This is a genomic window from Kitasatospora sp. NPDC056531 (assembly GCF_042794375.1).
Lineage (GTDB): Bacteria > Actinomycetota > Actinomycetes > Streptomycetales > Streptomycetaceae > Kitasatospora.
Window position 1 is genome coordinate 1 of the sequence record NZ_JBHTTU010000129.1, and the last position, 12376, is coordinate 12376.

General features: G+C 71.9%; 11 protein-coding genes and 1 pseudogene. 7 read left to right on the forward strand and 5 right to left on the reverse strand.

Features of this window, described 5'->3' with window-relative positions; genetic code table 11:
- The first annotated feature begins 331 nt into the window (after nucleotides 1–331).
- Nucleotides 332–1447 (forward strand): HoxN/HupN/NixA family nickel/cobalt transporter, encoded by a 1116-nt coding sequence (locus ACFQ87_RS41050; protein WP_380616068.1) that lies wholly within the window; start codon nucleotides 332–334, stop codon nucleotides 1445–1447.
- 95 nt (nucleotides 1448–1542) lie between these two features.
- Here the strand turns inward: ACFQ87_RS41050 and ACFQ87_RS41055 are convergent, their stop codons facing one another.
- Nucleotides 1543–2481 carry an SGNH/GDSL hydrolase family protein gene (locus ACFQ87_RS41055; protein WP_380616069.1) on the reverse strand — a complete coding sequence of 313 codons (939 nt, stop codon included), beginning with the start codon at nucleotides 2479–2481 and terminating at the stop codon, nucleotides 1543–1545.
- A gap of 297 nt (nucleotides 2482–2778) precedes the next feature.
- Between ACFQ87_RS41055 and ACFQ87_RS41060 the strand changes: the two genes are divergently transcribed.
- Nucleotides 2779–4434: an FAD-binding dehydrogenase gene (locus ACFQ87_RS41060; protein WP_380616070.1), complete on the forward strand. Its 1656-nt coding sequence runs from the start codon at nucleotides 2779–2781 to the stop codon at nucleotides 4432–4434.
- 216 nt (nucleotides 4435–4650) lie between these two features.
- Here the strand turns inward: ACFQ87_RS41060 and ACFQ87_RS41065 are convergent, their stop codons facing one another.
- Both ACFQ87_RS41065 and lepB read right to left on the reverse strand, forming a co-directional pair.
- A complete protein-coding gene (locus tag ACFQ87_RS41065) occupies nucleotides 4651–5646 on the reverse strand; it encodes an AraC family transcriptional regulator (RefSeq protein WP_380616071.1) in 996 nt (331 codons plus the stop codon).
- Nucleotides 5643–6302 (reverse strand): signal peptidase I, encoded by a 660-nt coding sequence (gene lepB / locus ACFQ87_RS41070; RefSeq protein WP_380616072.1) that lies wholly within the window; start codon nucleotides 6300–6302, stop codon nucleotides 5643–5645. The genes ACFQ87_RS41065 and lepB overlap by 4 nt, the downstream gene beginning before the upstream one ends.
- Before the next feature lie 158 nt (nucleotides 6303–6460).
- Between lepB and ACFQ87_RS41075 the strand changes: the two genes are divergently transcribed.
- From ACFQ87_RS41075 to ACFQ87_RS41085, 3 genes are all read left to right on the forward strand, one after another.
- The gene (locus ACFQ87_RS41075; RefSeq protein WP_380616073.1) at nucleotides 6461–6865 is read left to right on the forward strand and encodes a (2Fe-2S) ferredoxin domain-containing protein; all 405 of its coding nucleotides are present in this window, start codon (nucleotides 6461–6463) and stop codon (nucleotides 6863–6865) included.
- A gap of 120 nt (nucleotides 6866–6985) precedes the next feature.
- A complete protein-coding gene (locus ACFQ87_RS41080; RefSeq protein ID WP_350739139.1) occupies nucleotides 6986–7240 on the forward strand; it encodes a hypothetical protein in 255 nt (84 codons plus the stop codon).
- 220 nt (nucleotides 7241–7460) lie between these two features.
- Nucleotides 7461–9128, forward strand: coding sequence for a fibronectin type III domain-containing protein (locus ACFQ87_RS41085; RefSeq protein ID WP_380616074.1), 1668 nt, complete (start codon nucleotides 7461–7463; stop codon nucleotides 9126–9128).
- A 63-nt stretch (nucleotides 9129–9191) separates the two neighbouring features.
- On the opposite strand, the gene ACFQ87_RS41090 is transcribed toward ACFQ87_RS41085, so the two are convergent.
- Together ACFQ87_RS41090 and ACFQ87_RS41095 are read right to left on the reverse strand one after the other, a co-directional pair.
- Nucleotides 9192–9524 carry a YnfA family protein gene (locus tag ACFQ87_RS41090; protein WP_380616075.1) on the reverse strand — a complete coding sequence of 111 codons (333 nt, stop codon included), beginning with the start codon at nucleotides 9522–9524 and terminating at the stop codon, nucleotides 9192–9194.
- Nucleotides 9525–9542: 18 nt separating this feature from the next.
- The gene (locus ACFQ87_RS41095; protein WP_380616076.1) at nucleotides 9543–10757 is read right to left on the reverse strand and encodes a pyridoxal phosphate-dependent aminotransferase; all 1215 of its coding nucleotides are present in this window, start codon (nucleotides 10755–10757) and stop codon (nucleotides 9543–9545) included.
- Nucleotides 10758–10854: 97 nt separating this feature from the next.
- On the opposite strand from ACFQ87_RS41095, the pseudogene ACFQ87_RS41100 reads away from it, so the two are divergent.
- A pseudogene (locus ACFQ87_RS41100) lies at nucleotides 10855–11208 on the forward strand (winged helix-turn-helix transcriptional regulator); the annotation flags it as partial.
- Nucleotides 11209–11457: 249 nt separating this feature from the next.
- Nucleotides 11458–12285, forward strand: coding sequence for an SGNH/GDSL hydrolase family protein (locus ACFQ87_RS41105; protein WP_380616077.1), 828 nt, complete (start codon nucleotides 11458–11460; stop codon nucleotides 12283–12285).
- Nucleotides 12286–12376: the final 91 nt, after the last annotated feature.

Here is a 12376-nt window from a genome sequence, read left to right on the forward strand (position 1 = left end):
ATCTCGTTCAGAGCTCGAAGGCTCGGGACTGGAGCAGAGATCGCCCCGCGGAGGGCTCGCACCACGACGATCAACGTCCGGCCGGGCCGGACGGGTTTCGCGGCGGCCCGAGAACGCCGGGCGCCACCGGTCTTTCGTGAGGCCTCACCGGGCCGGGACACATAAGGAGTCAGCCCGACGCCCACGCGACCACCGCGAACCCCGTCCCGGATGGAACAGCCGCCCTCGCCCAGGCCTGGAAACCCTGACGAGAGCCGGCCCCATCCGGCAGCAAGTCCACCGGCCCACCCGGGGCCGACTGGAATCACTACTCACGAATTAGGACCCCAGGATGTCCAGCGCCGCCGCAGGTGCCCCTCCCGTCAGATGGCGCGACCGGCTCACCCGTGAGGAGTGGATGCGCCTGGCTGGGATGGGCGGCTTCATCCTGGCGTTGCACGTGGTCGGCTGGTTCACCCTGCTGGCGCTGGTCGCGCCGGAGCACTACGACGTCGGCGGCCAGGTCTTCGGCGCGGGCATGGGCCTGACCGCCTACACCCTCGGCATGCGGCACGCCTTCGACGCGGACCACATCGCGGCGATCGACAACACCACCCGCAAGCTGATGGGCCAGGGCAAACGGCCGCTGTCGGTCGGCTTCTGGTTCTCGCTGGGGCACTCCTCGATCGTCTTCGGCCTCTGCGCGCTGCTCGCCTTCGGCATCCGCTCGCTCGCCGACCAGGTGGAGGCGGACGACTCGACCCTGCACAAGATGACCGGCCTGATCGGCACCGCCGTCTCCGGCTCCTTCCTGCTGCTGCTCGGCCTGATCAACCTGGGCGCCTTCAACGGCATCCTCAAGGTGTTCCGCCGGATGCGCGATGGCGAGTACGACGAGGCCGAGCTGGAGCGCCAGTTGGAGCGGCGCGGGCTGATGAACCGGATCCTCGGCAAGGTCACCCGGGCGGTCACCAAGTCCTGGCACATGTACCCGGTGGGCCTGCTGTTCGGCCTGGGCTTCGACACCGCCACCGAGGTGTCGCTGCTGGTGCTGGCGGGCGGCGCGGCGGCGTTCTCGCTGCCCTGGTACGCGCTGCTGACCCTGCCGATCCTGTTCGCGGCCGGGATGAGCCTGCTGGACACCATCGACGGCTCGTTCATGAACTTCGCCTACGAGTGGGCGTTCTCCAAGCCGGTCCGCAAGATCTACTACAACCTGACCGTCACCGGCCTGTCGGTGCTGGTCGCGCTGGTCATCGGCCTGATCGAGCTGATCGGCCTGATCGGCGAGAAGCTGGACATCACCAGCGGCCCGATCGCCTGGATCGGCGCGCTGGACCTCAACTTCGTCGGTTACGCGATCGTCGGCCTGTTCGTGCTGACCTGGATCGGCGCGATCGCGTTCTGGAAGTTCGGCAAGGTCGAGGAGAAGTGGTCGGCGGGGCTGGCCGCGGCCGAGTCGGAGTGACCGGCGGGAAAGCACCCTCCACGAAGCCGAGGGGTCGGTGACCGGGGTCTGGTCACCGACCCCTCGGGGCCTTTCGGGGCGTTCGGGACGGACCGCTACCGCAGGGCGGCGAGCACCGCGTCCGCCATCACCTTCTCGCCGGTCACGTTCGGGTGGAACGGCACGGCGGGCGAGCCGGGCAGCGCGCCCTCGATCCAGCGGTCGTCCGAGCAGACGTCGTGCCCGAGGGTCGGCGTCGCGGTGTCCACGTACGTCGCGCCGCCCGCCGCCGCCGTGGACTTGAGGGCGGCGTTCAGCTTGTTGAGCACGCCGTACATGTACTCGACGTCACCCGGCGTCACCGGCTGGCGCAGGACGCACTTCGAGCCGTCGGCGGGCAGCACGGACGGGTAACCGACCAGCAGCACCTTGGCCTTGGGGGCCTTGGCGTGGATCTGCCGCAGGGTGGTGGCGATCTGCGGGGCGATCGTGGTGGTGATCCGCTCGGCCAGGTCGTCGTTGCCGTACTGCCAGGACCAGGTGTTCCAGTCCCAGTAGCCGTGGTGGTAGACGTCCTTGCAGGGCGTGCCGAGCGGGTTGACGACCGCGCCGGCGATACAGGTGGCGACCAGTTCGCCGAGACCGAGGTCGCTGGAGGCGAGGTCGTTGCCGCCGATGCCGAGGGTGACCAGGTCGGTGTCGCCGGTCACCGAGTCCAGCTGAGGGTCGTTGACCCGGATGAAGGCGTCGTACTGCGGCTGCGTCATCGCCTTGACCTTGGCGGCCGCGCAGGTGACGTCGGTGTACGCGCCGGCCTTGAGCGCGCCGGCGACCAGGTGGCCGTAGTTGTGGTCGGAGCGCAGGCACAGTCCGGCCGACTGGCCGGGCACCCCGGCGCCGGCGGCGTAGGAGTCGCCGAGAGCCACGTAGTGCTTCGGCGCCGCGGTGGCGGCCTGGGCGGTGGTGGAGGTGAGCGCGAGGGCGGCGCCGAGGGCGACCGCGGCGAGCGCGGTGGAATTGCGGAGTCGCCGGGAATTCCGGGCAGGGCGGAGCACGGTTCCTCCTGGGGGAGAGAAACGACGGGTGGGGGTCGTGCCGAGCCGGGCCACAGCTACTCACAGGTAAGTTACTGCCAGGTTTCGCGCGCGTCCATCGTTTCGGTGGAAATTCCGGAAATCCCGTCAGATGACACTGGGTGACATTTCGAATTCCGCTCCACCGTGTATCGGAGACATTTCCGAAACGGGGTGGAGCGGAATTCGTGTCAACGCTTGTTACCGACCGGTTGACCGGGCGTCACCCCAGGCCGCACTATCGGGCGCACACCGACAGCCGCGACGGAGGACTGCGCAATGGCCCTGGACGCCGACGTCATCGTCATCGGAGCGGGACTCGCCGGCCTCGCCGCCACCGCCGAACTCGCCGACGCCGGACGGAAGGTGATCCTGCTCGACCAGGAACCCGCCGCCTCGCTCGGCGGCCAGGCGCACTGGTCCTTCGGCGGCCTCTTCCTGGTCGACTCGCCCGAGCAGCGCCGGATGCGCATCCGCGACTCGCACGCGCTCGCCCGTCAGGACTGGCTCGGCACGGCCGGCTTCGACCGGCCCGAGGACGCCTGGCCGCGCCGCTGGGCCGAGGCCTACGTCGACTTCGCGGCCGGCGAGAAGCGCTCCTGGTTGCACGGCATGGGCGTGCGGTTCTTCCCGGTGGTCGGCTGGGCCGAGCGCGGCGGCCTCCTCGCCGACGGGCCCGGCAACTCGGTGCCGCGCTTCCACATCACCTGGGGCACCGGGCCCGGGCTGCTCGCCCCCTTCGTCCGGCGGGTCCGCTCCGCCGCCGCCCGCGGGCTGGTCGACCTGCGCTTCCGGCACCGGGTCACCGGGCTGACCGCGACCGCGGGCAGCACCGACACCGTCACCGGCGAGGTGCTGGTCCCCAGCCCGGCGGGCCGCGGCGAGGCCAGCTCGCGCGAGGTCGCCGGGAGCTTCGAACTGCGCGCCCAGGCCGTGATCGTCACCTCCGGCGGCATCGGCGGCAACCACGACCTGGTCCGCAAGGCCTGGCCCGCCCGGCTCGGCACCCCGCCCGCCAAGCTGCTCTCCGGGGTGCCCGCGCACGTCGACGGCCTGATGCTGGAGATCACCGGGCGGGCGGGCGGCAACCTGATCAACGGCGACCGGATGTGGCACTACACCGAGGGCATCGAGAACTGGGACCCGATCTGGGCCCGGCACGGCATCCGCATCCTGCCCGGCCCCTCCTCGCTCTGGCTGGACGCCCGCGGCCGGCGACTGCCCGTCCCGCTCTTCCCCGGCTTCGACACCCTCGGCACACTCGAACACATCATGGCGAGCGGCCACGAGCACACCTGGTTCGTGCTCAACCAGCGCATCATCGAGAAGGAGTTCACCCTCTCCGGCTCCGAACAGAACCCCGACCTCACCGGCAGATCCGTGCGCGGGGTGCTCGGGCGGGCGCTGCCCGGTGCCCCCGGCCCGGTCCAGGGGCACCTGCGGCACGGGCCCGACTTCGTGGTCGCCGGCAACCTCGCCGACCTCGCCCGGGGCATGAACGCCAAGACCCGCGAACCGCTGATCGACCCGGACGAGCTGCGCCGCACCGTCGAGGACCGCGACCGGCAGGTGGCCAACCCCTTCGCCAAGGACCTCCAGATCACCGCCATCCACGGCGCCCGCCGCTACCTCGGCGACAAGCTGGTGCGCACCGTCGCCCCGCACCGCATCCTCGACCCGGCCGCCGCCCCGCTGATCGCCGTCCGGCTCAACATCCTGACCCGCAAGTCGCTCGGTGGACTGGAGACCGACCTGTCCTCGCGGGTGCTGCGCCCGGACGGCGAGGCGCTGCCCGGCGTCTACGCGGCGGGCGAGGCGGCCGGCTTCGGCGGCGGGGGCGTGCACGGCTACCGCTCCCTGGAGGGGACCTTCCTCGGCGGCTGCCTGTTCTCCGGGCGCACGGCGGGCCGGGCGGCGGCGGAGGCGGTGGCGTAGCGGCCCTCGGTGGTACGGGCGTTGACGGTTGGGGCTTCGGCGGTACGGGCGTCGGCTCCCCGGCTGTCAGGCGCCCCGTACGCCGTCGCGGTGCGCCCCGTCCCCCGAGCGGGGCGCACCGCCACTGCTCGCGACCAACCCTGCCCGAGCGGCGCCCCCGTGCCTATCCGCATTCGGCCGGTGCGCACGCAGCTTTCCGGATAGCCCGGCGGCCGGTCAGGCGCTGCGCCCGAGGGTCTCTGAGGGCGGGTGCCCGTAGGTGCGCCGGTAGGCCGCGCTGAACCGGCCGAGGTGGGTGAAGCCCCAGCGGCAGGCGACCTCGGTGACCGTGCCGCTCGCCCGACCGTCGGCGATGGCGAGCAGCTCGTGGTGGACCCGGTCGAGCCGGACCTCGCGCAGGTAGGCGAGCGGGGTGGTGTCCAGGTGGGCGCGGAAGCCCTCCCGCAGGGTGCGCACGCCGACCCGGGCGGCCTGGGCGATGTCGCCGACCGAGAGCGCCTCGTGCGCGTGCTCCGCGCAGTAGGCGGTGGCCCGGCGCAGCGCGCTCGGCAGCATCGCGCGGGCGCCGTCCGCGGTCGGCCCGCTGAAGGAGTGCGGCTGGGCGTCCAGCAGGCCGTCGACGAGCAGCTTCTCGAAGTGGCCCAGGCCCAGTGGGGAGCGGCGGCCGAGCGGGGAGACGGCGAACCGCATGAAGTGCCGGGCGAGTTCGACCCAGGCGTGGACGGCCGGGTCGGCGGGGTCGAGGTGGTGGCGGAACCGGGGCGCTTGGCGGGGGAGGTCGCCGAGCCGGACCGCGAGGGCCTGCTCGACCGTCTCGCGGGAGACCGCGAGCGCGCCGTTGCGGGCCCGGCTGTCCCACTCCATGGACACCTGGTCGCCCGGCCCGGCGACGAACAGCGCGGAGGGCAGTTCGATGCCGTTGGCGCGGACCCGTACGTCGCCGGTGACGGGGAGGATGACGCTGTAGAAGTCGGGCAGTTCCTCGGTGTTCAGCCGGACGTCCGCGCCGTAGCGCAGGTCGTAGAGCCCGATCCCGCCCTCGTGGAACACCCGGAAGCAGCTGGCGAGTCGCTGTCTGCCCAGGACCGCCAGGCGGTGCGCGGAGAGCCGCCCGCTGACGATCTCCCGCAGTTCGTCGACGCTGCTGCCCCGGTACAGCGTGACCGGTCCCGATCCGTCCGCGTCGTCGTCCGGTTCCGCCGGGTACGTCACGCCGCCGTCCGGCGCCGGGCGACGGCGAAGGAGGCGATCACGACCGAGGCGACCAGCCCGGCCAGGGCGAGCAGGGCCCCGAGCACCATCAGCGCCGCCGCGCCGATCAGCTTGCCGGGCAGGGCGGGGGAGTCGGTGCCGGAGTGCCAGACCACCCGGCCCGCGGTGAGCTTGGCGAGGTCGACGGTGCCCTGCCGGCCGTCGTCGAGCTTCAGCCGGGAGTCGATCGCCTGGTCGCGCCCGTCGCCCATCAGGAAGGCCCGCCCGGGCGGGACGGTGACGTCGAAGTCGTGGGGGCAGGTGCCGGTCTGCCGGGCGAGCGGCTCGTCCAGCGGTTTGCCGTCCAGGCTGAGCTGTCCGCCGGTGCAGGCGATGCGGTTGCCGCCGAGGGCCATCACGCGGGAGACGACGGGGTGGTGGAGGTCCCAGGGGGAGTCGACGATGTAGATCTCGCCGCGTCGGACGTCCGCGGCCGCGACGCGGTCGGTCAGCATCCGGTCGCCCTGCCGCAGTCCCGGTCCCATCGCCGTGCCGTCCATCCGGTGCACCGAGTAGCCGCCGGTGAGGACCACCGAGAGCCCGAGGGCCCCGCAGAGGATCCCGAGCACCGCCACGGCCACCGAGAACCACAGGCCCACGGCCCTCCGCTTCGGCATCCGCCCGTCCTTCCCTGGGAACCGCCCCGTGTCGCGGGACCCTCGGAATCCTAGTGAGGGGCGCCCGGCCCGGCGGAGGGTCCCCGGGCGCCCGGTACAGTTCCGGTGCAGAGCGTGCCGCCGACCGGGGCTCGCCGACCCGAGGGGGAGCAGAGCCGATGAGCCGCCGTGACCGCGACCGGAAGCAGGGCGCCGGGTCCCCGGTGACCGTGACCGTCTGCCGCGGCTGCTGCTGCGGCACCGAGGCGAAGCACCCGGGGGTGGACCACGCGGGGCAGTACGAGCGGCTGCGGACCGCGGTCGGCTCGGCGGGCCGGGTCCGCGCGGTGAAGTGCCTGGACGTCTGCACCCAGTCCAACGTGGTGGTGGTCGGCCCCTCCGGCGAAGGCCGGGCGGCGGGCGGCCGTCCGGTCTGGCTCGGCTTCGTGCTGATGGACGAGATGATCGACGACATAGCCGCCTGGGTGCACGCGGGCGGTCCCGGCCTGGCCGACCCGCCCGGCCTGCTCGACCTCCAGCTGATCTCGGTCTCCCGCCGGGTGCGCGAGGCCCTGCCCGACTGACTCCCTGACCGGCCGGATCAGTACTGACGGATTGTCAGATCGAAGTCCCGGGGCGGCCGTGAGACCGGACCACTACCATGACCGGTGCATCGAGCGGTTCCGCGCCGAGGGAGGAAGACGATGACGACGGTCTGCCGTATCTGCGCGGGCACCGGCCGGACCGCCGGCCTCAACTGCCGCACCTGCCAGGGCACCGGCACCACCGAGGTGGGCGGCGGCGGCGGCAACTGCTTCCTCTGCAACGGCACCGGGGTGTACGTCCGCTACCGGGTGGACGCGACCGGCGCCAAGCAGGCCTACCGGGACGAGATCTGCCGCACCTGCGACGGCACCGGCGACCGCGCCGCCACGCACTGGGACGAACCGTCCGCCTGATCTGCACCCGTCGGTGTCGCCTGCACCGCCACGGCCGGGCCCGGCCGTTTCGCCGGGTCAGGCCCCGGTACCGAAGGCTCCCATGGTCCGACGTCGATTCATCATGGGCATGTTCTTTGCCTAACCATGATCGAACGTTGATGTTCGAGTGGGGGACGCGCTGACGCTCGTTCACCGGAAGTCCGCGTGCGGTCAACGCGCCGCTGACAGAGTCCGGCGCATGGATATCCCCAACATGGGCGTGCCGGCCAAGCTTGCCGACCGCATGAGCATGGCCGAGCAGCACGAGTACCTGCGGGCCCGCTTCTCCCGCCGCCGGATGCTGCGCGCCGGCGCCGTGACGGTGGGCGCCATCGCCGTCGGCGGTGCGCTGGGCAGCGGCACCGCGGTCGCGGCCCCGGCCGGCCCGCAGCTGCTGACGGGCGGCACGACGGACGGTATCGACGGCTCGCTGGTCGCGCCGATCGGGCGCCACCTCCAGTTCGGCCCCGAGCCGGACACCCAGTTCCGTATCTCCTGGCAGGTCCCGGCGCCGGTCAAGAAGCCGTTCCTGCGCTTCGGCAAGCACCCGTGGGACCTCAGCCACAAGGTCCAGGCCGAGGTCCGCGCCCTGCACACCCCGGCGCTGACCCCGAACAGCCAGCCGGTGGACCAGTACTACCTGCACGTGGCCCTGGAGGACCTGCACCCCGACACCACCTACTACTACGGTGTCGGCCACGACGGCTTCGATCCGGCCTCGCAGCAGCGGATCTCCACCCTGCACACCTTCCGCACCGCGCCCGCCCGCGACCACCGCTGGGGCAAGGTGTACGAGCCGTTCACCTTCACCGCCTTCGGCGACCAGGGCGTCAGCTCGCACGCGGCCGGCAACGACCACGTGATCCTGGCCCAGAACCCGGCCTTCCACCTGCACGCCGGCGACATCTGCTACGCCGACCCGGCCGGCTCCGGCACCGACCCGGACAAGTCCGTCTACAACGCCCGGACCTGGGACGACTTCCTGGTCCAGACCGAGACGGTCGCCGCCACCGTGCCGTGGATGGTCGCGTACGGCAACCACGACATCGAGGCCTGGTACTCGCCCAACGGCTACGGCGGCGAGAACACCCGCTTCTACCTGCCGGACAACGGCCCGGACCCGCGCAAGGTCCCCGGCGTCTACAGCTTCCGCTACAAGAACGTCGGCGTCATCTCCCTCGACGCCAACGACGTGTCCTACGAGATCCCGGCCAACCTGGGCCTCTCGGCGGGCAAGCAGACCGCGTGGCTGGAGCGCACCCTCGAGGACCTGCGCGGCGACGAGACCGTCGACTTCGTCGTGGTCTTCTTCCACCACTGCGCCTTCTCCACCACCGTCGCGCACGCCTCCGAGGGCGGTGTCCGCGAGGCCTGGGTGCCGCTGTTCGAGAAGTACCGGGTGGACCTGGTCATCAACGGCCACAACCACATCTACGAGCGCACCGACGCCATCCTCGGCAACAAGGTCTCGAAGCAGGTGCCGAGCGGTGCCACGATCGAGCCCGAGAAGGACGGCGTGGTCTACGTGACCGCGGGTGCGGCCGGCCGCAGCCTGTACAAGTTCGACGTGCCGGACACCTACGAGGGGCACGAGAACCACCAGGACGAGGTCAAGACCTACTACTGGAGCAAGGGCCGGGTGAAGACCCCCGAGACCATCCAGTGGTCGCGGGTGCGCTACACCGGCTACTCCTTCATCAAGGTCGACGTCACCCCGGCACACCTGGGCCAGACGTCGGTCATGAAGGTCACCGCGCTGACCGAGGACGGCAAGCAGATCGACAACTACAGCATCCTGCGCAAGGTCGGCGAGGGCTGGGACTCCGGCCGCGACGACGACGGCGAGGGCGGCGGCTGGGGCTGGTAGGCCCTGATCGACCTGACGGGCCCCGGTGCCGAGGAACTCCTCGACGCCGGGGCCCGGCCACGCTCAGCGCCGGGGCCCGTACATGATCACGGCGACCCCGGCCAGGCAGATCAGCGCGCCCAGCACGTCGTAGCGGGTCGGTCGGAAGCCGTCCACGGCCATGCCCCAGAGCAGCGAGCCGGCCACGAACACCCCGCCGTACGCGGCCAGTACCCGGCCGAAGTGGCTGTCCGGCTGCAGCGCCGCGACGAAGCCGTACGCGCCGAGCGCCGCCACCCCCAACCCGGCCAGCCACCACGGCCGTTGCTCCCGCACGCTCTGCCAGACCAGCCAGCAGCCGCCGATCTCGGCGACGGCGGCGAGGACGAACAGAGCGACGGAACGCAGGACGGTCATGCGCTTGAGCGTATGCGCTCAGCTCTGCCGGTACGTCGCGAGGAAGCGCCCGATCCGGTTGATCGCCGTCTCCAGGTCGTCGGCGCGGGGCAGGGTGACGAAGCGGAAGTGGTCCGGGCGGGGCCAGTTGAAGCCGGTGCCCTGGACGACGTGGATCTTCTCGCGCAGCAGCAGGTCCAGCACGAAGCGCTCGTCGTCGACGATCCGGTGCACCGCCGGGTCGAGCTTGGCGAAGGCGTACAGGGCGCCCTTGGGCTTGACGCAGCTGACGCCGGGGATCTCGTTGAGCGCCTTGACCGCGATGTCGCGCTGCTCGGTGAGCCGGCCGCCGGGCAGCACCAAGTCGTTGATGGACTGGTGGCCGCCGAGCGCGGCCTGGACGGCGTACTGGGCGGGCACGTTGGGGCACAGCCGCATGCCGGAGAGCATGGTCAGGCCCTCCAGGTAGTCGGTCGCGTGCTGCTTGGGGCCGGAGACGACCAGCCAGCCGCTGCGGAAGCCGGCCACCCGGTAGGCCTTGGAGAGGCCGTTGAAGGTGAGGGTGAGCACATCGTCGGCGAGGGCCGCCAGGCAGTGGTGCTCGGTGCCGTCGTAGAGGATCTTGTCGTAGATCTCGTCGGCCAGCACCATCAGCTGGTGGCGGCGGGCCAGGTCGAGGATGCCCTCCAGCAGCTCCTTCGGGTAGACCGCGCCGGTGGGGTTGTTGGGGTTGATGACCACGATCGCCTTGGTGCGGGCGGTGATCTTGGCGGCGATGTCGTCCAGGTCCGGGTACCACTCGGCCTCTTCGTCGCACAGGTAGTGCACGGCCTTGCCGCCGGCCAGCCGGACCGACGCGGTCCACAGCGGGTAGTCGGGCATCGGGACGAGCACCTCGTCCCCGTCGTCCACCAGCGCGGTGACGGCCATCTGGATCAGCTCGGAGGCACCGTTGCCGAGGTAGACGTCGTTGACGCCGACACCCTGGACCCCGCGCTGCTGGTAGTACTGCACCACCGCGCGACGGGCCGGCAGGATGCCGCGCGAGTCGCTGTAGCCGTGCGCCCTGGGCAGGTTGCGGATGATGTCCTGGATGATCTCCTCGGGCGCCTCGAAGCCGAACGGGGCCGGGTTGCCGGTGTTCAGCCGCAGCACGCTGTGCCCGGCCTCCTCCAGGGCGTTGGCCTGGTCGACCACCGGGCCCCGGATCTCGTAACACACGTCGTTCAGCTTGCTCGACTGCCGAAACTCCATCTGCGGCCTCCCGACCGTCACCACCGCTCCGTTGCTTCTGCTTTGTTCTACCAAGTTGGCACTTGGAAAGTCCAACCTTTTGGCTATGCTGATCCACATGTCACGCCGAAGCTACGACCAGTACTGCGCCGTCGCCCGCGCCCTGGACGCGGTGGGGGAGCGCTGGAGCCTCCTGATCGTCCGTGAACTCCTCGGCGGCCCACGCCGTTACACCGACCTGCACGCCGATCTGCCCGGCGTCTCCACCGACATCCTCGCGGCCAGGCTCAAGCAGTTGGAGGGCGAGGGGCTCGCCGTCCGCCGCAAGCTGGAGCGGCCGGCCAGCGCGACGGTCTACGAGCTGACCGGGCGCGGACGCGAACTGCGGCCGGTGATCGAGGCCTTGGGGGAGTGGGGGCTGGGCGCCCTGGGCGAGCAGCGGCCCACCGACGCGGTGCGCGAGCACTGGTTCACGGCTGGGCGCGCTACGGACGAGGCGGTCGTCGCCCCGGGGTGACCGCCGGGTGCGGGGGAGGCCACCGCGTGAAGGGGCGGCGGCAAGGCCCCCGTCGCCGGCCGCCGCCCCGTGTTCCCAGGATGGCGCGGACCGATAAACGGGCAGTGGACGCGGAATGAGTGCCGGGCCCCGTCGCCGCGGCCCGCTGGCGCACACGTACGATCGTCGGACCGCGGAGCCATCTCAGGAGAGCGGAGGCAGTCCGTGCCCATCACGTACCGCAGCTACGTCGCCGTCGGGGATTCCTTCACCGAGGGCATGTGCGACGACCTGCTGCCCGACGGCCACTACCGCGGCTGGGCCGACCGGGTCGCCTCGGCGCTCGCCGCCGAGCACGCGCTCGCCGTGCACGCTCCCGCCGCCGAGCCCGCGGATCGGGTGGGGCAGGCGGACGGGGGCTTCCGGTACGCCAACCTCGCCGTCCGCGGCAAGCTCATCGGCCAGATCCACGACGAGCAGCTCGCCACCGCCGCCGCCATGGGCGCCGAACTCGTCACCCTGGCCGGCGGCCTCAACGACGTGCTTCGCCCCGGCTGTGACATGGACCGGGTCGAGCGGCTGCTCGGCCGCTGCGCCGCCGACCTGCGCGCCGCCGGCGCCACCGTCGTCCTGTTCACCAGCACCGACCCCACCCGCCGCCTGGCCGGCAGCGCAGGGCTGCTGCCCGCCATCCTGCGGATGAAGGCCTTCGTGCAGGAGCTCGGGCAGCAGGACGGCATCGCCGTGGTCGACCTCTTCTCCGCGCCCTGCTTCGACGACCGCCGGCTCTGGGCCGAGGACCGCCTGCACCTGTCGCCCGAGGGCCACCGCCGGGTCGCCGAGGGCGTGCTGGAGGCGCTCGGCCGCCCCGCCGCCTTCGACTGGCGCGCCCCGCTGCCGCCCGCCGCCCCGACCGGCCGCGCCGAGCGGCTGCGCTCCGACGCCCGCTGGCTGGGCACCCACCTCGGCCCGTGGATCGGGCGCCGCCTCACCGGCCGCTCCTCCGGCGACGGCCGCCCGCCGAAGCGGCCCGAGCTGCTGCCCTACCCCTAGTACTCCAGTGTGACTTCGCGATCATGTCGGTCTCCCGGTCTACCCTGGCTGACCATGGGCTACGACGTGCACATCACTCGGCGCGAGAACT